This is a genomic window from Rudaea cellulosilytica DSM 22992 (assembly GCF_000378125.1).
GTDB classification, from domain to species: domain Bacteria; phylum Pseudomonadota; class Gammaproteobacteria; order Xanthomonadales; family Rhodanobacteraceae; genus Rudaea; species Rudaea cellulosilytica.
Genome location: NZ_KB899242.1, coordinates 65,095 through 89,027 on the forward strand (window position 1 = coordinate 65,095; position 23,933 = coordinate 89,027).

General features: G+C 62.7%; 24 protein-coding genes and 1 tRNA gene. 8 read left to right on the forward strand and 17 right to left on the reverse strand.

All coding sequences use genetic code 11. The features are described from left to right. Positions 1 to 2: 2 nt before the first annotated feature. Both F455_RS20475 and F455_RS20480 read right to left on the reverse strand, forming a co-directional pair. Positions 3 to 1,223, reverse strand: coding sequence for a serine hydrolase domain-containing protein (locus tag F455_RS20475; protein ID WP_018973166.1), 1,221 nt, complete (start codon positions 1,221 to 1,223; stop codon positions 3 to 5). Between the two features lie 26 nt (positions 1,224 to 1,249). Next, entirely contained in the window at positions 1,250 to 3,202 is a 1,953-nt protein-coding gene (locus F455_RS20480) for a serine hydrolase domain-containing protein (RefSeq protein WP_018973167.1), read from the reverse strand. A 331-nt stretch (positions 3,203 to 3,533) separates the two neighbouring features. On the opposite strand from F455_RS20480, the gene F455_RS0110095 reads away from it, so the two are divergent. Continuing rightward, complete coding sequence (locus F455_RS0110095) at positions 3,534 to 4,343, forward strand: helix-turn-helix transcriptional regulator (RefSeq protein ID WP_211212309.1); 810 nt, start codon at positions 3,534 to 3,536, stop codon at positions 4,341 to 4,343. Between the two features lie 102 nt (positions 4,344 to 4,445). On the opposite strand, the gene F455_RS0110100 is transcribed toward F455_RS0110095, so the two are convergent. From F455_RS0110100 to polX, 6 genes are all read right to left on the reverse strand, one after another. Next, complete coding sequence (locus tag F455_RS0110100) at positions 4,446 to 4,880, reverse strand: universal stress protein (protein ID WP_018973170.1); 435 nt, start codon at positions 4,878 to 4,880, stop codon at positions 4,446 to 4,448. A 27-nt stretch (positions 4,881 to 4,907) separates the two neighbouring features. Next, positions 4,908 to 5,234: a BON domain-containing protein gene (locus tag F455_RS22020; RefSeq protein WP_018973171.1), complete on the reverse strand. Its 327-nt coding sequence runs from the start codon at positions 5,232 to 5,234 to the stop codon at positions 4,908 to 4,910. 346 nt (positions 5,235 to 5,580) lie between these two features. Beyond that, positions 5,581 to 6,570, reverse strand: a complete 990-nt coding sequence (locus tag F455_RS0110110; protein WP_026293261.1) for a zinc-dependent alcohol dehydrogenase family protein — start codon at positions 6,568 to 6,570, stop codon at positions 5,581 to 5,583. A gap of 30 nt (positions 6,571 to 6,600) precedes the next feature. Continuing rightward, on the reverse strand, positions 6,601 to 7,050 hold the full coding sequence (locus tag F455_RS0110115) for an ion channel (protein WP_018973173.1): 450 nt from the start codon (positions 7,048 to 7,050) through the stop codon (positions 6,601 to 6,603). Positions 7,051 to 7,073: 23 nt separating this feature from the next. After that, positions 7,074 to 7,319 carry a hypothetical protein gene (locus tag F455_RS23345; RefSeq protein WP_018973174.1) on the reverse strand — a complete coding sequence of 82 codons (246 nt, stop codon included), beginning with the start codon at positions 7,317 to 7,319 and terminating at the stop codon, positions 7,074 to 7,076. Between the two features lie 158 nt (positions 7,320 to 7,477). Continuing rightward, on the reverse strand, positions 7,478 to 9,268 hold the full coding sequence (gene polX / locus F455_RS20490) for a DNA polymerase/3'-5' exonuclease PolX (protein ID WP_018973175.1): 1,791 nt from the start codon (positions 9,266 to 9,268) through the stop codon (positions 7,478 to 7,480). Between the two features lie 208 nt (positions 9,269 to 9,476). Between polX and F455_RS23205 the strand changes: the two genes are divergently transcribed. The 5 genes from F455_RS23205 to F455_RS0110155 all read left to right on the forward strand — a co-directional run bounded on the left by F455_RS23205 (position 9,477) and on the right by F455_RS0110155 (position 11,799). Beyond that, positions 9,477 to 9,761, forward strand: coding sequence for a hypothetical protein (locus F455_RS23205; protein WP_018973176.1), 285 nt, complete (start codon positions 9,477 to 9,479; stop codon positions 9,759 to 9,761). A 44-nt stretch (positions 9,762 to 9,805) separates the two neighbouring features. After that, positions 9,806 to 10,156: a hypothetical protein gene (locus F455_RS23210; RefSeq protein WP_169337325.1), complete on the forward strand. Its 351-nt coding sequence runs from the start codon at positions 9,806 to 9,808 to the stop codon at positions 10,154 to 10,156. Beyond that, the gene (locus tag F455_RS0110140) at positions 10,153 to 10,467 is read left to right on the forward strand and encodes a hypothetical protein (RefSeq protein WP_018973178.1); all 315 of its coding nucleotides are present in this window, start codon (positions 10,153 to 10,155) and stop codon (positions 10,465 to 10,467) included. The genes F455_RS23210 and F455_RS0110140 overlap by 4 nt, the downstream gene beginning before the upstream one ends. Before the next feature lie 39 nt (positions 10,468 to 10,506). After that, positions 10,507 to 10,995 carry a CDP-archaeol synthase gene (locus F455_RS20500; RefSeq protein ID WP_018973179.1) on the forward strand — a complete coding sequence of 163 codons (489 nt, stop codon included), beginning with the start codon at positions 10,507 to 10,509 and terminating at the stop codon, positions 10,993 to 10,995. A gap of 450 nt (positions 10,996 to 11,445) precedes the next feature. Continuing rightward, positions 11,446 to 11,799, forward strand: coding sequence for a hypothetical protein (locus F455_RS0110155; protein ID WP_018973181.1), 354 nt, complete (start codon positions 11,446 to 11,448; stop codon positions 11,797 to 11,799). 228 nt (positions 11,800 to 12,027) lie between these two features. Here the strand turns inward: F455_RS0110155 and F455_RS0110160 are convergent, their stop codons facing one another. The 5 genes from F455_RS0110160 to F455_RS20505 form a co-directional block, all read right to left on the reverse strand. Beyond that, positions 12,028 to 12,591 (reverse strand): cytochrome b, encoded by a 564-nt coding sequence (locus F455_RS0110160; protein WP_018973182.1) that lies wholly within the window; start codon positions 12,589 to 12,591, stop codon positions 12,028 to 12,030. Between the two features lie 17 nt (positions 12,592 to 12,608). Then, complete coding sequence (locus tag F455_RS0110165) at positions 12,609 to 13,031, reverse strand: universal stress protein (RefSeq protein WP_018973183.1); 423 nt, start codon at positions 13,029 to 13,031, stop codon at positions 12,609 to 12,611. Positions 13,032 to 13,205: 174 nt separating this feature from the next. Next, positions 13,206 to 14,441, reverse strand: a complete 1,236-nt coding sequence (locus F455_RS0110170; RefSeq protein WP_018973184.1) for an MgtC/SapB family protein — start codon at positions 14,439 to 14,441, stop codon at positions 13,206 to 13,208. A 7-nt stretch (positions 14,442 to 14,448) separates the two neighbouring features. Continuing rightward, positions 14,449 to 14,871 (reverse strand): universal stress protein, encoded by a 423-nt coding sequence (locus F455_RS0110175; RefSeq protein WP_018973185.1) that lies wholly within the window; start codon positions 14,869 to 14,871, stop codon positions 14,449 to 14,451. Continuing rightward, positions 14,868 to 17,444 carry a cation-translocating P-type ATPase gene (locus F455_RS20505; protein WP_083918904.1) on the reverse strand — a complete coding sequence of 859 codons (2,577 nt, stop codon included), beginning with the start codon at positions 17,442 to 17,444 and terminating at the stop codon, positions 14,868 to 14,870. Before F455_RS20505 ends, F455_RS0110175 begins: the two co-directional genes overlap by 4 nt. Positions 17,445 to 17,548: 104 nt before the next feature. Between F455_RS20505 and F455_RS0110185 the strand changes: the two genes are divergently transcribed. After that, complete coding sequence (locus F455_RS0110185; protein WP_157578723.1) at positions 17,549 to 17,809, forward strand: hypothetical protein; 261 nt, start codon at positions 17,549 to 17,551, stop codon at positions 17,807 to 17,809. 216 nt (positions 17,810 to 18,025) lie between these two features. Here the strand turns inward: F455_RS0110185 and F455_RS0110195 are convergent, their stop codons facing one another. Further along, the gene (locus tag F455_RS0110195; protein ID WP_083918905.1) at positions 18,026 to 19,648 is read right to left on the reverse strand and encodes a L,D-transpeptidase family protein; all 1,623 of its coding nucleotides are present in this window, start codon (positions 19,646 to 19,648) and stop codon (positions 18,026 to 18,028) included. Between the two features lie 77 nt (positions 19,649 to 19,725). Here F455_RS0110195 and F455_RS0110205 point away from each other — a divergent pair, with 77 nt between their 5' ends. Continuing rightward, positions 19,726 to 20,436, forward strand: a complete 711-nt coding sequence (locus F455_RS0110205; protein ID WP_425413743.1) for a murein L,D-transpeptidase catalytic domain family protein — start codon at positions 19,726 to 19,728, stop codon at positions 20,434 to 20,436. A gap of 154 nt (positions 20,437 to 20,590) precedes the next feature. Here the strand turns inward: F455_RS0110205 and F455_RS0110210 are convergent. The 3 genes from F455_RS0110210 to alaS form a co-directional block, all read right to left on the reverse strand. Further along, a tRNA-Ser gene (locus F455_RS0110210) sits at positions 20,591 to 20,683 on the reverse strand. A 111-nt stretch (positions 20,684 to 20,794) separates the two neighbouring features. After that, positions 20,795 to 21,001 (reverse strand): carbon storage regulator CsrA, encoded by a 207-nt coding sequence (gene csrA / locus F455_RS0110215; RefSeq protein WP_026293263.1) that lies wholly within the window; start codon positions 20,999 to 21,001, stop codon positions 20,795 to 20,797. A gap of 254 nt (positions 21,002 to 21,255) precedes the next feature. Then, complete coding sequence (gene alaS / locus F455_RS0110220; protein WP_018973193.1) at positions 21,256 to 23,889, reverse strand: alanine--tRNA ligase; 2,634 nt, start codon at positions 23,887 to 23,889, stop codon at positions 21,256 to 21,258. Positions 23,890 to 23,933: the final 44 nt, after the last annotated feature.

A 23,933-nucleotide genomic window follows, 5' to 3' on the forward strand; every position in this document is an offset into this window, starting at 1 on the left:
ATTTATCGCCCCGGCACGTTCTCTGCGTTCTGATCGGGCATCCACGTGCGCTCATTCGCAGGGCTTGGGGGCGGGTGCGCCAGGCCTTGCGCGATCCGCTGAAACAGCATGGTCGACGTATTGCCGCTAAAGTCCGCTTTCGGCCCAAGCGTGCAAGTGACCGCAATCGCAATCTTCTCTGCGGGCCGGTAGGCCATCACCCCCGAGTAACCGAAAAAGAACGGGTTCTGCATGATCCATCCGTCCGACACAAAGATGCCGAGGCCGTAGTATTGCGACGGCGTCCACGGCGGCAACGACGCTGTGCGCGGGTCCAGCAGTTGTGCGTAGGCTTTGGGCGAGATCAACTGGCCGGTGGCGATTGCTGCCGCGGACCGCATGACGTCGGGCACGGTGCTGGTCATGACGGCGCCTGCGGCCGTGGTCCATGAGGGCGACCAGCCGGTGCTGTCCTGGTAGATATTGCCGATATCGGTCGAGAAGGCGTGCAACACGGGCGGAGGGATGAATGGCGTCGCATCGCTGCGCGTCTCGTGCATGCCCAGCGGCTCCAGGATCCCGGTGCGGATCAGGTCGGCGAGCGGTTTGCCGCTAGCCTTCGCCATCGCTTGGCCGAGGATGATGAAGTTGGCATGCGAATAAGAAAAGCATGTGCCTGGCTCGCAATCCATCCCCTGCTTGAAGCTGATTTGAATCAGCTCGTCCTCGGACCATTGGTAATAGATGTCGTCATATAGCGGAAACAAGTCCAACTTCGCGTACTCCGCATAGCCCGACGTACTGTTGGCCAGCATGGCGAGCGTGATGTCATTGGCTCGCGGGTAGTCCGGAAACCATTTCGACAGCTTGTCATCGATGCTGAGCACACTCTGGTCTTGCAGTTGCAACAACGCCGTCGTCAGGAAAGCGATGCCGATCGAGCCGATGCGCCAGTGCATGTCCAGGGTCGCCGGCTGGTGCGCCGCCGATTCGCCCCAGGCCTGGCTGAGCACCGGTGTGTCGCCCACCCTCACGCTGACGATGGCCGAGCGCAGGTCGAGTTTGCGCATCGTCTCGCGCACAATTCCGCGTACCCGTTCCGCGGTCTTCGCTGCGTCGGCGCAGCCGAACGCGAGTCGGATCTGCCCCTGCGCACAGGCCGGCTCGTTGCCGGAAGAAGTGCCGGGGAGGAGCAGCAAGCCGGCGAGCGCGATCAGAGCGAATGCAAGAAAGCGCGAGGTCATGGTGCAGTCTCGTACGTCGCCCGCGGTCAGTCAAAGCCCTCGGTTTCCAGGCTCTGTGCCACGTCCGTATTGCCGGCTACCATTGCAACCTGGCGAAAGATGGAGCCGTGGCGCACGATTTGCTCAGCGCCATCGACTGTCTGGAATACCAGCTCGGCCAGGTCGCGACCGTCGTTGATCGGCACTTTCACGGTCATGCGCGCGCGCGTGTCGTCCACCGGCCGCATCAGTTGGGCGTCATCCCACAGCATGTAGCCAGGTAGATCCGGCAGCACGCCGAGCTTGACCAGATAGCGGCCTCGGCTCAAGGCCACCGAGTCTGCCGCCTCGTCGGCAAGCTCCCAGGCCGTGCCGATGCGCGCCTTCCAGGCTGCCGAGAGAGCCGCCTTCAACGGCGGCAGTTGTTGACCCAAGGGAAACGATACCCGGACATACCCCGTGGAGTTGGGTGAGCGCTGGACCAGGTAGCGCATCCCTCGTTGGACTTCGAAGGTGAAGGAGTCACCCGTGTCGCCCCACCACCAGCCGTCACTGCGCAGCAAAAGGCCCTCGTGCATGGGCGTCCAGGCGCCATCCTGCCAGCGCCTGAGGTTCAGGCGACCGTCGACCAGCGCAGCGTCGATGGGCCCGTTGTAGTTGCCGTAGATGCCGACGATGGCCGGATCGGGAGACGGCGAATCCACCGAAGGCGGGGCCACAAGACTTACCTTCGGGGGCAGTGCGCGGAGCAGCTGGCGGTCGAGCAACGTGCGCATCACGATCTCTTCGGCCAACCGGGCGACGTCGTAGTTGGTGCTGCTGCCGGACAGCATCAGCACGATGTCCGATTCGGGCAGCACATAAAACTCGTTGCTGAAGAACACGGTGAAGCCGTTCTTCTCCCACGCCTTTTGTCCGACTGACCGCAGGGCGATCTGGTTCGCGTTGTCCCAACCCAGCCCGACCTGGAATTCAGGCGTGAGATTGATGCGCAACATGCCCGTCTGGTCGCTTCCCATTTCGGCCACGCCCGCAGCCGACACGATGCGCTGGCCGTCGAGGATGCCGCCACCGAGGAACATGCGCCCCAGGCGCAGCATGTCTGTCGGCGTGCTGACCAAACCGCCCGTGGCGTAGGCCGAGACAAACTCCTGCGGCAGACGCTCGCCCTGGTAGTAAGGGTGCGCGAACGTGCCCTCGGCGAAGGGTGCCAGCGTATAGCCAGAGTTCGTCATGCCGAGCGGCTCCAGGATGTTGACGCGCACGAACTCCGGGAAACTCTGGCCGGAGAGCGCCTGCACCAGACGTTCGATCATCGTGAAGCCATCGTTGCAGTAGACGGACAACTCGCCAGGCTCGTGCTTCAGGTGGGTGTCGGCCAGCGCTGCCTCGACATTGGCTGCGTAGTCCGTGTAGGGCCCGAACGCGAAGATATTGTGGATGTCCGTGCCGGGTAGCCCCGACGAGTGGCTCAAGAGGTGGCGTACGGTTATGCGCTTGTAGCCGTCGGAGTAAATGCTGGGGTCCCACACGGACTCGGTCGTCAGGGTTCGCGGCCCGAGCTGGTTTCGTAGCTCAAGCCGGTCGGAAAGCATACGGAACTCCGGCAAGTAGCGGACCACCGGCGCATCCAGCTTCAACAAGCCGCGATCCTGCAGAATCATCGCCGCGAGCGCCGCCAACACCTTGCTGACCGAACCGGTGTTGAAGCGTGTTTGCACGTTGGCGGGGATGCCGTCCTCTCGGTTGGCCCAGCCGAAGGCCTCCTGCCATACCACCTGGCCAGCGCTCCACAGGGCAACAGACACAGCGGCGGTTCCGCTCTTTGCCATAACGCTGGCGATGGCATCGCGCCCCCAGTCGGCAGCGGAGGAGTTGTTGACACTTGCGGACGTGGCGCCGGCGCTGTCACTGGCGGGCAGGAACGGAGCCAGCAGCGCCAGTCCGGCACTTTGCATGTACCGACGGCGGCTCAGGCCGCGTGAAGAATTGAAGTTCATGGTTGGATTGATCCTGAGAATCGGGCGGGAGAACGTGGATACGGCAATGCATCGGACCTGCCGATATTTCAAAGCGATTCGCGCGCCTCGAACTCTTGGCGCAACGCCTCGATTTCGGCAAGCAACTGCGCACGCGTCTTGTATTTGCGTCCGCCGGTCATCGATGGCCCCCTATCGATTGAAGACGCTGGTGCAACGGATCGATCGCCGCCGCTGCCCGCTCGCGTGAGGCTCACACGAAATGCTTGGACGCGGTTGAGGTCGCCACGCGAAGCATACGCAGGTCCCCATCCTTCGAGATATACCCTGATTAGGGTAGAAGGCACTCAGAATGGGCGACAATGCGCGGACCTGCCGTCAGGTAAAATTTAAAATGCACGAAGACCCGAACGACATCTATGCGCTTTGGGATGAACTGGCCGAATTCCCTGTCAGTCGATACGACGACGCGCTCAAGCACATGTTGAAGCGCCTCTGTGAAATCTTCGGTGCCAAAAACGCACTCTGGTCTGTCGTCGTGCGGCTACCCGTTCCCCCGGACGGAGATCCGCTCAACGGATGGCGACCGCGCCTCGTACGTCTTCTGAACCCGATCGCACCGCTGGCCGCCTCGGTACAAGCGCAGGTCGACAAGCTCTGGCTGCCCAAGGTCGACCTCTCGTCGATCGTCGGCGCCGCGGGCGAAGAGCTCTTCTTGACGCGGCTTCTTTTCGAAGCGTTGCCGCCCAGTTGGTTCGAGGAAGAATATTACCGGCGCCACTACCTGGCCGTCGGCCATGCGGACCACGTGTCGGCTCGCTGCGCCTTCGGCAAGGACGTCCGGATTCATTTGTTGCTTTATCGTGGTCTGGAGGATCCTCGCTATACCGCCGCGATCAAGGCACCTTTCACACTTGCGATGCGCGGACTGAAGTGGTTCCAGCACCGACTATTGCTCAGCCATGGAATACACGCAGCGAACGAGCCGATTACGCCCGCTGAGCACGGCGTCCTGCTTGCGCTGCTCGGGGGTGCCACGGAAAAGCAAATTGCGGAATCGTTGGGCAAGAGCCACAACACGATTCATATCCACATCAAATCCATCTACCGGAAGTTTGGCGTTCGCAACCGGCCCGCCCTCACCGCACTGTGGATGAACTAGAGAACCTTCTCCGATACGCGGACTTCGAACAATCGGCGAGCGGCGAACTCGACAAAGCGCTTGTCGAGTTCCAACGAGCAGCGCCTCACATGTAACGATGTCTTATCGGATTACGAGAACCGGGGTTTTGGCATGGGTGAGAACTTTTTGTGTCTCGCTTCCCAAAAGCACGCCCGCCAATCCGCGGCGGCCGTGCGACGCCATCACGATCAGGTCGCATTTGGATTTGCGCGCGGCGTTGATGATTTCCTCGTAGGGATGATCGCTGAAGGTGTCGATCTCCGCGCAGCGAACGCCGGCTGCGGCACATTCCTTCTGCACGTAGCTCAATATTTTCTTTGCAGCCTCACGGCTACTCGCGACGTAGTCCTTCTCATCAGGCACCCACATGCCAAGCTCGTACGGTGGGTTGTACTTCGGCAGGACATGCAGCGCCGTCACCCGCGCGTTGCTTGCCTTCGCGATACGGATAGCCTCCCGGACCGCCTTGCGCGATAGGCTGGATCCGTCAGTCGGAACAAGAACGTGCTTGTACATGGGGAATTCTCCTGATGATGGATAATTTCAACGCGACAATGCCGTGCCGATCTTGTTGCGTAAATCGGCTAACGACGAAATTCGAGTCCAGTGCTTCTGGGCGAAGTGCTCCGACCCGCTGCTCCGCGGCTTCGGCGATCTGCGCCGCACCCGCAATTCGTTCTTGATGGCCGATACGCCCTCAATCAGTCGGATCGTGGCTTCCGCGGCTACCTGCTGATAATCCCCACTGACTTCACCGGTGAGCGTGACGCAGCCATCGTGCACCGACACATGGATGTTCGTCATCGCCAGCGATGGGCTCCAGCGCAGCCAGTATTCCGCCGAGCGCGCGATCGCCGTATCGTTGACCAAGTCGTGACGTGGGATTTGATTCACGCCGTTGTCTCCACTTGCCTTCGTCCTGCACGGTATCGAAGCGCGGGAAGCGAACGTTGATCTGAATCAATAAGTCCAAGGGTTCTTGGCTAGTCGCCGCAGGCCGCTCCGCCATCGCCGTCGTGGCGTGTGGCTGCATCCCTGTTGCGACTTTCGTTCGCAATGTAGCGAGGATGATTGCAGCCGGGGCAAACTCGCTTCGACGATCCCAAGCTTGTTGTCGAGCTGCATGTCGAGCCAATCCACCCTCGCCGCTCCGTCGCAAATGCGACTGCCCATGTGAGGCCGTCCGGAGCCTGTTTTTTCTGCGGGAGGAATCCTCTTATCGTTTCGGCACCAGTACGGCCGCGCCACGGACCAGGCCAGCGCGCAGGTCGCCGAGCGCGCGGTTGGCCTCGGCCAGATCGTAGGTCTGAATCTGGGTATGCACGGGATGACGCTCGATCGCGGCAAGAAATTCGACGCCGTCGGCGCGCGTGAGATTCGCGACCGAGCGGACAACGCGCTCGCCCCAAAGCAACTCGTAGGGGAACGAGGGAATGTCGCTCATGTGAATGCCGGCGCAGATCACACTGCCGCCTTTACGTACCGCACGCAATGCCGCAGGAACCAAGTCCCCCACCGGAGCAAATATCAGCGCCGCGTCGAGCGGAGCGGGAGGCTGGGCGTCGGAATCACCGCTCCAGGTCGCGCCCAGCTCGTACGCAAACGCGCGCGCATCCGCATCACCGGGGCGCACGAACGCATACACGCGCCTTCCCTGCGCGACGCAGAGCTGGGCGAGAATGTGCGCGGCCGCGCCGAATCCGTAGAAGCCGATATTTTGCGCGTTCGACGCCATGCGCAACGCGCGGAAGCCGATCAGCCCGGCGCACAGTAGCGGTGCGGCTGTCGTGTCGGCATAAGACGGCGGAATATGCAGGCAATAGCGAGCATCGGCGACGACGTGATCGGCATAGCCGCCGTCGAGGGTGTAACCGGTAAAGCGCGCTTGCTCGCACAGGTTTTCCTCGCCTGCCAGGCAGTAGCGGCATTCGCCGCAGGTCCAGCCGAGCCAAGGGACGCCGACGCGGTCGTTCAACGCGAATCCTTCCACTCCCGGACCCAGCGTGATGATGCGGCCGACGATTTCGTGACCAGGCACGAGCGGCAGCCTGGGCCGCAGCAGCTCGCCGTCGACGATGTGCAAATCGGTGCGGCATACGCCGCAGGCGGCGACTTCGATGAGCAATTCGCCGCGGCTGGGCCGCGGCATCGGCAGTTCCGCTGCGCGCAGCGCCATACCGGGCCGCTCCAGGACTTGCGCATGCATCGTGTTCATACTCAGGAGGGCTCTATTCCTTCAAGGTTCGCGCCAGAAACGTTCCATTTCAAGGTAGGTGAACGACGCGGACCAGGCGATGAGAACGAGGCCGCTCAGCGCCTCGGTGCCGGCGAGAAAGCGCAGCGGCCCCTTCACCGAAACATCCGACGCGCCGACCGTAGTGAACGTCATTGCCGAGACATAGATGTCGTCGAGCAGCCCGGCTGATGCGCCGGACACTTCGCCGAAGGCCGGCCAGATTGCGAGCGTCGCGTAGACGCAACCGAACAGCCAGATTTCGGCGATGTGCACGAGGAGCAGACCAAAGATGCCGAACAGAACGCGGCGACGGCGGTGGCGCTGCAGTCGCATGAGCTGGCGCGAAAGCCAGCTGAGACATTCGTAGTGGAGCAGGACGCACAGGCATACCGTTGCTCCCGTCGCGACGACGACGACGCTGTTGATACCCCATGAAGCTGCATGTTCCATAAGACCTTCTCCTGCCCATCCGCTCAGCCGAGGTCGTAGCCGGTCAACGCAGTGAATCCCGCCTGGAACAGGATCATCGTGACGAGCACGCGGCTCTTCGCGCCTATCGCCTTCAGCGCACCGAATTGCTCGAGGTTCTCCAGAATGCAAGTGACGTAAAAAATTTTGCCGAAACGCATCTCGAAGCTCGCGTCCTTCACAGCGGTAGTGCGCGCCGCGCCTTCGCCAAACCATTTGACCAGGCCCTCGGCCACGATGGCATACGTCATGAGTGTTCTCTGGTCGATGGGCACAGCCTAAACTCGGCCCGTGCGGACGCTTTTGACTCGCATCAAAAAGAGCGGCGCCCTTCTGCGAATGACGTCGCGCTATTCCGTTCGGCAAGGCGTGCAGCTACGCCGGCTTGGGGCGAGAAAACCAAGTACGCCTATTTGGCCGTCCGCGGCGACCGCCCCATGGTCCGCGCGAGCAGCTTCCCGACTTCGGCGAGGCTGCGCGTGTTCAGCACGTCGGCGCGCGTCAGCCAGCCGCGGCGGGCGCGGCCGACGCCGAAGTCCAGTTGCCCGAAATCGTCGGGATGGTGAGCATCGCTCGATACCGCGACGAGCACGCCCTGCTCCTTCGCCATGCGGCAATGCGCATCGTCAAGATCGCAGCGCTTCGCATGCGCGTTGAGTTCGAGGAAGCAGCCACGCTCGCGCGCATGGCGGATGATGCGCGGCATGTCCAGTTCGCACGGCGGCCGTTCGCCAATGAGGCGCCCGGTCGGATGGGCAAGGATGCTGAAATACGGATTGTCTAGCGCGCGCAGGATGCGATCGGTCTGTTTCGCACGCGGCAGATGCAATGCGCTGTGTACCGCGCCGACGACAAGATCGAGGCGTTCGAGCACCGAGTTCGGCAGATCGAGGGAGCCGTCTTCGAGGATGTCGACCTCGATGCCCTTGAGCACGCGGAAGCCGCGCATGCCCGCGTTGATCTTGTCGATCGCATCGCATTGCCGCGCCAGCCTCGTCGTGTCGAGCCCGTGACCGATGCGCAGGTTCTGCGAATGATCGGTGATCGCGATGTAGGCCAGTCCCGCCGCGCGCGCAGCGGCGACCATCTCAGCCAGGCTGCCGCGACCATCGGTGGCGTCGGTGTGCACGTGCAGGTCGCCGCGCAAGTCGCCGTGTGCGATCAGCACCGGCAGATCGCCGCGCTCGGCGGCGAGGATCTCACCGCGGTTCTCGCGCATCTCGGGCGCGATCTCGGAAAGATCCAGCGCGGCGTAGACGGACGCTTCGGAAGCATCGGCAAGATTGGTCTCGCCGCGAAACACGCCGTATTCGTTAACCTTCAGCCCGCGACCGCGTGCCATGCCGCGCAACGCGACCGTGTGCTCGCGCGAACCGGTGAAATACACCAGCGCGGCGCCGCATGCCGCGGGCTCGACCGCGCGCAGATCCACCTGCAGACCGTTCTTCAACTCGACACTCGCACGCGTGGAACCCTGCGCGAGCACGCGCGCAACCCGCGGATAGGCGACGAAATGGCGGATCGCCGCCGCACTTTGGTTCGAGGTGACGACGATGTCGAGGTCGCCGACTGTCGCCGCGACCCGGCGATAGCTGCCGGCGACCACGGCCTTGGATACCGCGGCGGATTTACCCAGGTATTCGACGAGCGCGGTGGCGTCTGGCTTCACCTCGCACCAGAGCCGGCGCGAGGACTGGCGCAGATATAGCCCGACCGCTTCGCCGATCTGTTTCTCGCTCGTCGCGCCGAAGCGCGGTAGCTCGCGTATGCGATGCGCCTGCGCGGCGACGAGCAACTGTTTTGGCGTGCGCACGTCGAGCGCCTCGTGCAGCGTGCGCAGGCGCTTGGCGCCGAGCCCGCCGACGTGGAGCAGTCCGGCCAGTGCGGCAATCTTCTCGCGGCGCAGCTCGACCAGCTGCTTGATGCGACCGCGCTTGAGAAGCTCGTCGATCTTGCCGGCGAGATCGGCGCCGATGTCCGGAATCTCATCGAAGCTATGCCCCTGTGCCTGCCACTCCGACAGCTCGTCTGGCCAGTCGCGCAGCCGCGCGGCGGCATTGCGGTAAGCGCGGACGCGGAACGGATTCGCCCCGGTTAGTTCGAGCAGATCGCCGATCTCCTCGAACGCAGCCGCGACATCGCGGTTGTGCACGGCTTGCTTGCCGGGTTCTGCGTCTCGTTTTGCCGATGCTTTCGTCATGATCGGACTCCGCCTTCGCTTGTTCACTGTGTTCCGCAGCCCGGTGCGGGTGCTTCGCAGCTGACTTTGGCGCATCGCCGTCGACCGGGGTTGATGCAGGTCAAATCGCTCCGCTCTCCTACCACGATGCGGGAGAAATTGACCTGCATCAAGCAGGTCCGACCCGCGTGCGCGATGCTTGTGCCAACGAAGCAACCCAGGAATTATCATGGATACAACGCAGTCTTCCGCCAGCCATGTCCGCGACTCTCTCGCCGAATACGCTGACGATGTCGAATGCCGCGTCGATGCGCTCGCGCAGAAGGTGGCGCAAAGCGCACATGCATTGGGAACCCAATGTGATGCTCTGCGCCGCGAGTTCGACAAAATCGGCCTTTCCCGCGCGAAAGGCTGGGCCGAAACGGTGACGACGCAGGCGCGCGCGCATCCGTTCGCCGTGTTCGGCATCGCGTTCGCCACAGGCGCGATACTGGCACGGGCGCTGCGCCGTTGACCGCAATGGGCCGCATCGATCCGGACGCCGGCTCGCACCCGCCTATGAAGCCTTCGTTCGCAGAACTGGCAACCGAAGCCATCGATCTGGCGCGCGCCGCGCGCGATCTGGTCGAAGCGGAATGGGCGCTCTCGCGGCAGGGCCTTCGTCGCTTCGTCATCGGCGCGCTGGTCTTTCCGATCTTCGTCGCCGCCTTCTGGCTCGCCGCCAACGGGCTGTTGATCGCGGTGTTGCATTCGTTCGGTTGCGGCTTGAGCGGCGCGTTCGCCATCGATGTCGGCTTCCAGTTCGTCATTCTCCTTGCGCTGCTGCATGCGTTGCAGCGCAGCCTGCGCGAAATGAGCTTCCCCAACAGTCGCCGTGCGCTCGAACAGGTGAAGAAGGAGTTCTCGTGAATTCCGGTCGCAAGCGCGTGGAGCGGGCAAAAGCCCATCTCAAAGTCGCTGCGCGCGAATTCAACGCGCGACAACAAGCCTACGACGCGCACTTGCACGAACCGCGCCTGTCGAAGGTGATCGCTAGCGGCCTCGCTGCCGGTTTCCTCGCCGCCCTGTTTCCGCTGCGCGCTTGGCCCCGGTTCGCCGCCAACGTCGTTCGCGTCGGCGCGACGCTGGCGCGGTTGCCCGTCGCACCCGCGCTCATCGCGCTCGCCTCGAAAAAATACCTGCGCAGGATTCGGTCCAAAGCGCGCGTCCGATCGGAATGAAACCGGAATTCCGCTCGCGTGCGCGACGCATTCGTCCATATGTTGCAGCTGGCGTACTTCATGCTGCCCGCCTACTGCGCCAATATGGCTCCGCCATTCGTGCGGTTCTGGCATGGCTGGAACCGTCCGATCAGCCGCCGCTGGCTCGGTGACCACAAAACCGTCGTGGGCTTCCTCGCGGGTGTTTGCGCCGGCGTGCTCGCGACCGCGATGCAGCGTCTCGTCGATTCGCCGATCGCCATCGTCGACTATCGGCATTGGCTTGCACTCGGCTTGTTGTTCGGCACCGGTGCGATGCTCGGAGATGCGTTCAAGAGTTTTGCGAAGCGGCGCCTGCATATCGCTCCGGGCGAACGTTGGATCCCGTTCGATCAACTCGACTTCGTGATCGGTGCGCTGATTCTGGTCGGTCCGCGAATCGAGCTGGGCTGGGCGGACGTGGTACTTGTTCTCGCGCTATCCTTCGTCGCCGATCTTATGGTCAACTGGCTGGCATTCCGCTGCGGAATCAAGGACAGCCCCTGGTAGCGGCGCAGCGGCACCGAGCCGCGCGCAAATCGCACTCCGTCAACGACCGATTCGCTACGCCGCTGCAGAGATCAAACCCGGATACAGGTCCGTGCCGCGAAGCAGCCATCGTTTTGCGATCTCGACGACGATGAGAGGTCGCCGTCGCCGCAGCGAGGAAAGCGAAGAACGAGGCGGGCAATGCGCTGAATCCCAGGATCGCCGCCCCCGGCGTGAACGGCAGCGCGAGGGCAACGGCGACGACTGCGAGCATGGTTGCGACCAATGGCCCGCTCGGTCGGCGGCGCAGCGGATTGCCGAACGTGCGGATCGAGAAATTCATCCTGCGCTTGGCAATCCGACTGCGCGTATTGGATCGCCGCGGATAGTGGACGACTTTGATCGCGGTCAATATCGCAATGCCGCTCCTGGGTACAGTGAATCGCAGAGTTTTTCATAGCGAGGCAGCCCATGAAAGCGAAGAAACGCCAGTCGCAGCAACCACGGCAGACCGGAGCGGTAGATCTGCCACGCGCCGAGCCGAGCACGCCAACGTTGCTACCCGCTGCGACGAGTTGGATTCGATATCTCGCGCGCATTCAGGACGAAACGTTCTACTTTCTTCACGCTTGTTCGAGTCGCTCGGTCGAAACGATGAAGCGTCTTTCCACCTGCCGAAAAATCGACGATGTCGTCGACGCCCACGCGTCCCTTGCGGGCGACCTGCTGTCGGACTTCGCTGAGGAGGGGGCGTTGATGGCGTCATTTTTCTATGAACCCGCAGCACAACCGGCCGCAACCGAAGGAACAAAGCGAGCCAGCTAGTTCGGCGGCGTTGACCACTCTCTGCGCCAGTGGACGATGCGAATCCTTTCTCTGTTTCTTTAGCGAACGTCGGGGTCACTTAGAAGCGAGCGTGTCCAAACACGGTGCGATCGATAGCCGCAGCAATGGCACGCTGTGCTCACCAGCAAGGCTTGGATAGGGTCAGGTAAGCCGGCGCTCTGCGTGCCACTGCGGCCAGCGCAATTCGCGGGTGTAGAGCGATAGCCGCTATCGCGATCTCGATTGCATCCGCTGAGGAAGCATCCGGCGCAGGGTGTCGTCGTGCAGAAGATAGTGGTGCGCCAGCGCGGCTGCGGCGTGCAGGCCCACGAGAAAGTAGCCGATCTCTCCCACCGTCTCGTGCACTTCTTCGAGTTGATCGGTGAGATCGGCATTGACTCCCATCAACGGCGGCAACTGAAGCCCAAAGAACGGAATCGCCTTTCCTTCCGAGCTCAACACCAGCCATCCGACAATGGGCATTCCGATCATGAACACATAGAGTGCGAAATGCATGAGCTTTCCCGCGAGTTCCTGCCAGCGGGGCGGTGCCGGATGGATGCGCGGACTCGGTCCAATCAAATGGACCACGAGGCGGATCGTTGCGAGAGCCAGCACCGTCAGCCCCAACATGAAATGCCATGTCTTCAGCGCCTCGCGAATGTCGCTTCCCTTTGCAAAGAAACCTTTCAGTTCGATGCAAGCATAAACGGCAGCAAGCAAAAGCAGCATCGCCCAGTGAAGGGCAATCTGCACGGAACCGTAGCGTTCTAGCGAATTTCGAAGATTCATAAAGACGATTCCTGGGTTTAGCGGACCACGAGAACCGGTAAGCGAGTTGACGCAAGCGTCTTGCTCACTACGGAGCCGAGCAACAACGACTTCAAAGCACCACGGCCGTGGGAGCCCATGACGATCATGTCGCTGCGTTCTTCCTTGGCTACGCGCGCAACGGATGTTCCGGCGTCACCGACGAGATGTCGTTCTCGAAAAGAAATCTTGGCTTTGGAGAGCACGCGTTTCGCCGCGCGTAACGCCGCGGCAGCATTCTTCTCATGGAATCTGGCGAGATCTTCGGCGCTGACGTACTTGCTTACGCGCTCGATCGTCGGCGGATCCACGTACACCAGCGTCAGCGAAAGCCGTTTGCCGAAGCTTGGCATGTGCTTGACCACGTAGCGCACCGCACGGGTGCTATAAGAACTGCCGTCCACAGGGAGCAGGATTTTCATGGCAATACCTCCGTTGTTACGGTAGCGAGCACAAACGGGACACCGATTGATCCAAGTCAAAATTGCGTGCCGCACCGTCTACCTGAGCGCAGGGTGATCGCATCGGATGGATGCCGACTCCGCTTGCGTGAACCTGAAACGCGACGGAGCTGCGCGCAGTTGCAGCGGTCTGAGTTAAGCGGTCAGCCAAGTCGTGGCAAGAAAAATGGCACCGATCGCCGCCACGCAGCCGATAACCGGCAGTGCGTACTCACGACTGCCGGTACTCGCAGCAACGCTTTTCATGAGCGAGTTGGATGCGAACGCGGCAGCCATGGCGTAGGCAACCTCCTCGGAATCCACTCCCGCGTACACCTGTGCCACGCCAATGGCGACAGCATGCACGTCGGCAAAACCGGTCGCGGCCGCGGCAAGAATCACGCCTCCGCTCCCCATCCACTGACGCAGTACGGCGGCAATGAGCGCGGCCGCAGCCACGATGAAGGCGAACAAGACCGCCTGGCCGAGATTGAACGGTCGCCCTGGCGGAAGCTCGCCCGACGTCGAGGCACCGCTTCGAAAAAAGAACAAAGAACCAATCAGAATCGCAGCGACACCGCTGGCCACCAACGGAGCGCCAAGTCGCCGAAGTATCGCGGGAGCAGCCACCAGCAGTATCAGCGCCAACTGGACTATGGTGGCAACGTTCGACAGCACCGCTGCCGCCACACAGGCGCGCCTGATGCCGGGTGTGTCGCGCGCCCGTTGGCCCATACCGGCGATCGTCGCGGTGCTCGAAACGAAGCCGCCGAGCAAGCCGGCGAGCATGAGCCCCCGTCGCGTTCCGAAAACGCGCAATGCGATGTAGCCGGCGGCATTGATGCTCATGACGAGCACCGCAAACAGCCAGATACGGCGTGGATTGAGCACCGAATATGGATCGAACGTGCGATCAGGAAGGAGTGGCAGCACGATAAGCACCGATGCGGCGAGCAGCAGGGCGTCCCCGAGTTCGCGTTCGCTCAGCACGTTCCGCGTGAAGTGATGCAGGGCCTGCTTGGTTTGCAGCAGAATGACGAGCACCACAAACAGGGCGGCTGACAGACCCGCTGAAGTGATGGCGAGCGAGCCGAGCAGATACGTGGCGAGCAGCGCCATTTCGGTCGTCAGGCCCGGTTCGCGATCGGTACGTTTGACGTAGGCTGTGAGAGCAAATGCCGTCACCGCGCCTCCCGCCAACCATTGCATGGCCAACCCGAGATAGGCGGCGGTGGCGCCGATGAGCGCGACAACCGCGAATGTTCTGACCCCGGCTGGTTCGCTCGGAGAATGCTCGTCCTTATGACGCTCGCGCTGCACGCCGACGAGAAGACCGCCGCCGAGGGCGGCTAGCAGCCCGAAAAGTTGAGCAGAGTTCAGCGGATCTGCCATGCTCGTTTCAGTGCACGACCAGCACCGGTACAGCGCATTGCGACAACACCCTGGCGGTGACCGATCCGAGCAACACGCTCTTGAGCGCAGTGCGCCCGTGGGAACCCATCAGTACGAGGTCGTAGTTTCCCTTCACCGCTTTTTGTGAAATGCATTGCGCCGCGTTTCCGACGGCATAAGTCTCGTCGAAAGCGATCCGTGCGCGGCGCAGCCGCTGGCGAGCGGATTTCAAGTACTCGTCGCTGTTTTCCCGGTGAATCTCGGCAACGCGAAGTTCACCAAGCGTAGCGGCAACTCGATCAAGCATGGGAATGTCGACGTAGAACAGCGTGACCTTGAGGTCCTTGACCTGAGCACGCAGCGACTTGACCAGATACTGCGCCGCGCGACCGGAGCACTCGCTTCCGTCCGATGCAAAGAGCACTTTCATGTCGGTTCTCCTCGTTGAGTTGCGTTATTGGGCGATGCGCGCCCTAGGATGTGTTGCACCGTGGCAGACAGCTTGGCCAGATCAAACAGGAGCGCCGAAGCGACACCTACGGACAAACCAAAGATCGTAAGTTTCGCCGGTGGCGCCTGGAAGTGGAACAGCCCTTGCAGACTCGGCAGCGTGATGCATAAAGCGACGACGGCAACCGCTATGGCGGCGACGCTCCAGTATGCCCCGTGGTCGCGCGCAAAGAGATGCGCCAACGTCGACCGGCGTGTGCCGACGACGCGAATGAGGACGAGGTTCCCCGCGGTGAAGGCGATGAAGGCAATCGCCCGAGCCATGTTTGTCTCCAGCCCCGAACTGATTCCTGCAGCATAGACGCCAAAGGAGGCGCCCAGGAGCAGCGAGCCTTGAATACCGGCAATCGCGAGCTGCGATGCTCCGAGCAGCAACTCGCCCGGTCGACGTGGCGGTTGCTGCATCGTTCCGGGTTCTACCGGCTCGTTCTCGAACGCGATGGCGCAGATGGGGTCGATGATCATTTCGATCAGGACGACATGCAACGGAAGCAATAGTGGCGGCAATCCGAGTAGAAGCGGCAAAAGCGCGAGGCCGCAAATCGGGATATGGATTGCCGCGATGTATATCGTTGCCTTGCGCAGGTTGTCGAAAATCCGCCGCCCCATTTCGATGCCGGCGATGAGGTGTGCGAGGTCGTCTTCCAGGAGAACGATCGAGGCCGCTTCGCGGGCGACGTCGGTACCCCTCCCGCCCATCGCCAGACCGATGTGCGCGGCTTTCAAGGCCGGCGCGTCGTTGACACCGTCGCCGGTCATGGCGACCACTTCGCCATTGGCCTTGAATGCACGTACCAGCCGCAGTTTCTGTTCCGGTCGAATACGCGCGAACACGCGCGTCGTCCTGACCATGCGCCGAAGGGTTTCGTCGTCGGCACTCGCCACGTCGGCTCCGGTTACGACCGGCGCGCTGCAATCGATTCCCGCTTGGCGTGCGATCGCCAACGCGGTAGCGGGATAGTCTCCGGTGATCATCACGACGGACACACCTGCTTCGCGCGCACGCATGACGGCGTGTTTTGCGCTGTCGCGCAGCGGATCCGCAAACGCCAAGAGACCAGACAGTTGCAGGCCCAGCTCATTCGGATCCTGCGGCAAGTCAACCGGAACCGATTGGGTGAATGCGACAGCGAGGACCCGAATGCCACTTCTCGCATAAGCCTCAACCGAAGCCAGCAGAGAGTTCTGCTCGTCCGGCGTGAGCCTGCACATGTGGGCGATCGTTTCCGGCGCGCCTTTGGCAGCCGCGTACCTGCCTTGCGTTGATTGCCACACGCGCACGACGGCGGCTCGCTCTTGCGTCAGGCCGTACTCGCGCAGGAGCACGTTCGTGTCGCCATCGCCATTCAGCGCCGGTAAGCAGGCGGCCAAGCGATGGACCGCGGCATCCATGGGGTCGTTGGACGTACGCGCCGATGCGGCCTCGCCCTGCCGAACAAGATCGGCGAAGTACGGCGGCACCTCCGCTTCGTTCTTGCCAAGATCGAACGTTTTGCCTGCGACATTCAGCCCGCAGACCTCCATTCGGTTTTCGGTCAGCGTTCCGGTCTTGTCGACACACAGCGTGCTGCATGCGCCCAGCACTTCGATGATCGCCGTGCGACGCACCAGAACATGCAGGCGCGCCAGCCGTCGCGCGCCCAGCGCGACGAAGACGGCAAGCACCATCGGGAACTCTTCGGGCAGCGCCGACATGCCAAGCGCAATGCCCGACAGCGTGCCCTGCAGCCAGTCGTGATGGATGAAACCGTAGAGGAGCGCCACGAGTACACTCGCGAGCACCGCGACGATCGCGAACAGCCGGACGAGGCGGCCGAATGACTTCTGCAAGAGCGTTTGCTCGACCTCGATGGAGGCCAGCGAGACGCCGATCTTTCCGGCCTCGGTGTTCGCACCGGTGCGCACCACCTCGGCCAGTCCGCGTCCCATCGTGACCAGCGTGCTCGCGAACACCGAGCGACTTGTCGAATCGCTCGCATCGTCGGCATCCGCGCGCTTGGGGACGGGCACAGATTCGCCGGTCAAGAGCGATTCGTCCACGCTCACATTTTCCGCTCGGCGCAGGAGCGCATCGGCTGCCACGCGCTCGCCGTCGGCGATGAACAGCAGATCGCCCGGGACGACGTCGCGCGCACTGATTCTCTGTTCGCGCCCGTCCCGCATGACTCGCGCCGACGGGGTGGCCAGCGCCCGCAGCGCCTCCAGCGCGTTTTCGCTGCGCGTTTCTTGCACGACGACCAAGAGGATGGTGAGGCCCGCGAAACCCATCATGAGCAGACCCTCGCCGAGCCCGCCCACCGCCAGATAGATACCGGCGGCGAGTACCAGCAGCAAGAACATCGGCTCCTTCAGCACGCCAAGAAGAATCCTTATCGCCCCTCGCCGGGGCGGTCTGGGCAGCTCGTTGGCTCCGAATGTGCTCAAGCGAGCCGCTGCTTCAGCGCTGGAGAGCCCAGCCGGCGGCGTGGGTTGCAGCCGTACTTCGTCTTTCATTGGATATTTCTACCCGCCGCGATCTGACCGCGAGTTGACGTATGTCAATGTTTAGGCGGGCCCGCAGCCTATATTTAATCTATCAACATGCCGGACGTGAAGTCATGGACTGGTTTGCGGAATATCTTCACATCGTAGTCCTGCTCGACGAAATTGCCGTCGGCATCGCCGTCGTGGTGTTCGCGGCGGGGGGGATTATTGCCCCGACTGCCATCCTTGTTCGCGGGGCCTGCTGGTGGCGCCGCCGACTCAAGTGGGCGGCGATCGCGATGCTCACGTCGTGGCTGGGCCTTTGGCTGTTTTGGCGAGGCGAAGCACGAGCGGGTCGCAGCCCATCTGGTCGTGTATCGATTCGGTCCACATAGGCAACTGTCGCGTGCCATTCGCGTTGACCTTCATGGGGGTTCTCGGTGGCGTGCTGGCGTTTGGTGTCGCCGGGGTTTTCATCGGGCCGGCACTCTTGGCGGTCGCCGTCAATCTGAGCAGGCAATTGTCATCCTCGGCGATCCCCACACAAACCGCCGCGCGTTAGTACTCGCGCCTCTCTCTCTACTATCGCATGCGTGAACTACGGGCTTCGATCAGGGATCGGCGACAATGCCGGCGCCCGCACGAGGACGGTCGAGTTCACGCAATATCGCCGCATCCTTGGCGTAAATGTCGGGCTTGAATGCGATGCGATTGCCGTCGTGCGTATCGACGCTCCAGTAAAGGATGAGAATCGGCAGCGGATGCTCAAGCGCGACGCTTCGGGTTCCTCCAGCCGCAATCGCGGCGTCGATCTTCTTTCGATCCCAGTCGGGCATGCCTGCGAGCAGGCGCTCCACAAGTTCGAGCGGCCGTTCGATGCGAATGCAGCCGGAGCTGAAAGCGCGGCGCTCCTCGGCGAACAGCTCCTTGTGTGGCGTATCGTGCATGTAGACCCCGTAAGGATTCGGAAAACGGATCGCGACGCGGCCAAGCGAATTGCCCTCGCCGGCATCCTGGCGCAGAACGATGCCGCGAGGATGGTTCCAGTCCACGCTCGAGGGATCGCGCTCGTGGCCCGAGTCATCGAACACTCGGATGCGGTTGGCGGCCAGTGAGGCGGGGTTGCGTCGTATCTTCGGCAGCAGATCCTGGGTGAGAATCGTCGGCGGCACGGTCCAGGTCGGATTGAACGTGACCGTATCGATGCTCGACTTGAAGCTCGGCGTACTGCGGTAAGGCATGCCTACCTGCGCGCGCGTCGACCAGGCCGGCTTGCCCTCGTGGAAATAGGTCGCCTTGAATCCGGCAATATCGACAACGACGACGTCGCCCTGAATTTGCGGCAACAGCCAGCGCGCGCGTTCAAGATTGACCCGCACTTGGTCGATGCGCGCGCGCACCGGCAGGTTGAGCGCAGAGCGCGTTCGTTCGCCGACGCGGCCATCGACCTCGAGATATTGCTCGGCCTGGAATTCACGTAGCGCCGTTTCGAGCGGCGCATCGAAACGTTCGCCGCCCTCGTCGCCTTCGGCCAGGTATCCGCCCAGGATGAGGCGGCGGCGCAACGCGGCCACGCGCGGGCCGGAATCGCCCTGTTTCAGCGCGGGACCGTCGGCAATCGCAGGCCAACCGCCAGCCGCATCGATATCACGCAGCTTCTGCAGCGCGCCGCGCAAGCGCGCGTACGCGGCGTGCTGTGGGCGCGCTTGCGCGAAAAGATCGTCAATATCCGCGTGATCGAGGGCCGATGATATGTCTCGTTGCCATGCCTCGCGCTCCACCGGAAGTGGTGCAAAGTTGAAGTTCGGATCGATGCGGTCCGGATCGAGCTTGCCCCAACGAAGGTCATTCATCGCCTGCAGGTAAGCATCCGTGGCAAGCAAATCGAGGGTGATGCGCTGCTCGTCCGTAGTCGCGGCGCGGGCGGGATCGGCTTGCACCGCAACTAGATCTGCATAGTGATAAGCCTGCGGATCGAGCCCGTCGCTGCGCGTGCTGCCGATCGCCGTCGCCAGCGCGGCGACGCGCGCCGGACTCTGCCAGGCCGGCGCGTAATCGCGTTGCGCGTAGAATGCTGCGACGTTTCGTGCCTGCACCGAGGCGGCAGATACTTGTTCGGCGCGTTCGCGCAATCGTTGTGCGAGTGTATTCTCCGCGGCGCGAGCGTTGGCGAACAACGCCAAGCCGAGTGCGGCCAATCCGCAGAATGCCAGCTTAGACCGTTCGACGCCCATGTCCCTGCTTCTCCAGCGCATCGCGACCCTCTTCAATACCATCCTGAATATCGCGTACGATCGCCGCTTCTGACATCATCCATTCTGATATGAATCAAATCGTTATCGCCGCGGCGCTGCTGAGCCTGACGAACACCGCGGCGGCGACCGACACGCTCGCCGCACGCCTCGCTGCCGCGGCCCCGACGGCCGACCCCAATGTCATCCAGCTTGCGCTTGACGCGCGCGAATGCGCGATCGAACGTGGCCTGCCGGCCTCGGATCATCTCGCCGTGATCGACTATTCCAAACCCTCCGCGCAGCGCCGCCTATGGGTGTTCGATCTCGCTTCCGGCGCGCTCGAGTTTTTCGAATGGGTGGCCCATGGGCGCAATTCGGGCGACGGCATCGCGCACATGTTTTCCAATCATGACGGCAGCCTGGCATCGAGCCTGGGGCTGTATCGCACTGCCGGCGTGTTCTATGGCAAGGAAGGCATCGCGCTGCAGCTCGACGGCCTGGATCCCGGCTTCAACGACCGCGCCCGCGAGCGCGCGATCGTCATGCACGGCGCCTGGTACGTCAGCGAGGAACTCGCGCGGACAACCGGCCGTATTGGCCTGAGCTGGGGCTGCCCGGCGGTGCGAACCGCCGTTGCCAAACCGATCATCAATCGTCTCAAGGATGGTCAGTATCTTTTCGCTTACTACCCCGACCGCAACTGGCTTCATTCCTCCGCATCGCTTCATTGCAGTGCGGTATCGATGAATTCGACGACTTCGTTCAACTTCGCCAACGTCGCCCCTTGATCGCCGCAGCGGCTTCATTCGCTACGTTGCCGTATTGAACGTCGCTCGATTCGTGCGCGAATATGCCACGCAACGGCGCGAGAATCGTCTGGCGATCCTGAAAAGCAAAACGGCCAGAACCGAGCGGTTTGGCCGTTGTAGCTGCAGGCATATATGGCGGAGAGAGAGGGATTCGAACCCTCGATAGAGCTTTTGACCCTATACTCCCTTAGCAGGGGAGCCCCTTCGGCCTCTCGGGCATCTCTCCGGGAATTTCAGGCACCCTTGGCGGGCGCCTAGCAGCACCCGATACGCGACTGAACCATGCGGCTGCGGGGCCGCATAAGATAGCCATTTCGGGGGCGCAGGTAAAGAGAATTCAGCTGGTGGGCGGCGGCGAGTTGTTGTCGCCCTGATCCGAATGTTCGCGTTTGATGCGCTGGAAGATTTCCTCGCGATGAACCGCGACGTCCTTCGGCGCGTTGATTCCAATACGAACTTGATTGCCCTTGACGCCGAGAACCGTCACGCTGACCGACTCTCCTATCATCAATGTTTCACCAACGCGACGGGTCAAGATAAGCATACAAATCTCCTTCAGCCAGTTCGTCGTTCCAAACGACTCAATGCGCAACATCAGCCATGACGGCACGCACACGGCAACGGCTCAAACGCTACGGGAAAGGATTCCCGCCCTGCGGGGTAGACCGGGCTGCAGCACGCAATCTTTCAGCAAAACCGACTGCGCGCGGCTTGATCCAATCAATCAAACGATACTAGCCCACGCATTTCGGGCATGCAACGAATCGGGACTGGTCGACGCTGTACATGTGATGCAGATCACAGTATTTTGGCCTCGATCCATTCGGGCAGCGATTGCAGCGCAGCCGCCAAGGCCGGCGTATCCTCACCGCCGCCTTGGGCCATGTCGGGGCGACCGCCGCCCTTGCCGCCGATCTGCGCCGCGACGTGCGCGACGATGTCGCCGGCTTTGACCTTGCCCAGCGCTTTTCCGCTGACCCCGGCGACCAGAGAGGCCTTGCCGTCGTTGGCGCCAGCAAGCAGCACGACGCTGTCGCCAAGCTGTTGCTTGAGCTGATCGACGCTGTCGCGCAGCGCTTTTGCATCGGCGCCGGGCAAGCGCGCGGCCACGAGTTTGATGCCCCCGATGTCGCGGGCAGAACCGGCGAGGTCGCCAGCCGCGGCGCTTGCCGCCTTGGCCTTCAGGCCTTCGAGCTCGCGTTCCAGTTTCTTCTGCCGATCGAACAGGGCCTGCAGCTTGTCGACAAGGTTGCCGCCGCTCGCGGAGAGGAGCTGCGCCATCCGCTCGAGTTGCGTTTCCTCGTCCTCGACGTGTTGGAGTGCGCCTGCGCCGGTGACCGCCTCGATGCGGCGGATGCCCGAGGCGACACCGCCCTCGCTCGTGATCTTGAACAGGCCGATGTCGCCGGTGCGGCCGACGTGCGTGCCGCCGCAGAGTTCGGTCGAGAAATCGCCCATCTTGAGCACGCGCACGTCGTCGCCGTACTTCTCGCCGAACAGCGCCATCGCGCCGAACGCGATCGCCTCGTCGTATTTCATGTGGCGCACGTCGGCGGCGACGTTGCGGCGCACCTCGTCGTTGACCAGCATTTCGATGCGCTGCAAGTCGGCGCGCGATACGGGCGCGTTGTGCGAAAAGTCGAAGCGCAGACGATCGGGTGCGACGAGCGAGCCTTTCTGCGCGACGTGCTCGCCGAGCACCTGGCGCAACGCCGAGTGCAGCAGATGCGTTGCCGAATGGTTAAGCACGATCGCCTGGCGGCGCGCGCCGTCGACGTCGCCGCGCAGCGCCGCGCCGACGTGCAGCGGCTTGCCGTTCCAGCGGCCGACATGGCCGTGGAAGCTGCCGGCGAGCTTGATCGTATCGGTGACCGTGAACCTGCCCTCGCCCGCCGCCAACGTGCCGGTGTCGCCAACCTGGCCGCCCGATTCGGCGTAGAACGGCGTGCGGTCGAGGATCAGTGTCGCTTCCTCGCCATCGTTGAGCACATCGGCAGACTGGTCGCCGCGCACGATGGCGATGACGTGCAGGCCGTCCGCAGCCAGCGACTCGTAGCCGAGGAATTGCGTCGGCGTAAGCTTCTGCACGAGTTCGGCCGACAGGCTTGCCTTGGACTCGAACTGGCTCGCCGCGCGGGCGCGCTCGCGTTGCTCGTTCATCGCCTGCTCGAAACCGGCCATGTCGACGGTCAAGCCGCGCTCACGCGCGATGTCGGCAGTGAGGTCGACCGGGAAGCCATAGGTATCGTAGAGACGGAACGCATCGGCGCCGGGAATCGTCTTCTGTGCGCGCGCGGCGATTTCGTCGAACACCTTCATGCCGTTCTCGAGCGTCTCGCTGAAACGCTCTTCCTCGGCCTTGAGCGCCTTGGCGACGATGTCCTTCTTCGCCGCGAGCTCGGGATAGGCCTCGCCCATTTCGGCGACGAGCGTGTCGACGAGCTTGTAGAAGAACGGTTGCTTCTGGCCCAGCATGTAGCCGTGGCGCAGCGCGCGGCGGATGATGCGCCGCTGCACGTAGCCGCGGCCCTCGTTGGACGGCAGCACGCCGTCGACGACGAGGAAACTCGTCGCGCGGATGTGATCGGCGATCACGCGCAATGACTTGTTTTCGAGATCCCTGGTGTTGGTCAGCTCGGCAGCTTTTTTGATCAGCGCCTGGAACAGGTCGATCTCATAGTTCGAATGCACATGCTGGAGCACGGCGGCGAGGCGTTCCAGGCCCATGCCGGTGTCGACGCAAGGCGCCGGCAGCTTGGTCAGCGTGCCGTCGGCCGCGCGATCGAACTGCATGAACACGAGGTTCCAGATCTCGATGAAGCGGTCGCCATCCTCGTCGGGCGATCCCGGCGGGCCGCCGGCGATGTGCGCGCCATGGTCGTAGAAGATTTCCGTGCACGGCCCGCACGGTCCGGTGTCGGCCATCTGCCAGAAATTGTCCGAGGCGTACGGCGCACCCTTGTTGTCGCCGATGCGCACGATGCGATCGGCCGGAATGCCGATCATCTTGTTCCACAATTCGTAGGCTTCATCGTCGGTGTGGTAGACCGTGACGAGCAGGCGCTCCTTCGGCAGCTTGTAGACGTCGGTCAGCAGTTCCCAGGCCCAGGCGATCGCTTCCTTCTTGAAGTAATCGCCGAACGACCAGTTGCCGAGCATCTCGAAGAAGGTGTGATGGCGCGCGGTGTAGCCGACCGAATCGAGGTCGTTGTGCTTGCCGCCGGCGCGCAGACAGCGCTGCACGTCGGCCGCGCGCACATAGGGCAGTTTCTCGCTGCCGAGGAAGACGTTCTTGAACTGGACCATGCCCGAGTTCGTGAACAGCAGGGTCGGATCATTGCCCGGCACGAGCGGCGCCGAGGGCACGATGGTGTGGCCCTTGGACTGGAAGAAGTCGAGGAAGGTCTGGCGGATTTCGGCGCTGGTTTTCATCGGAACGTTTCGACAGGAATTCGCTGCGCACAGGGACGTACGGC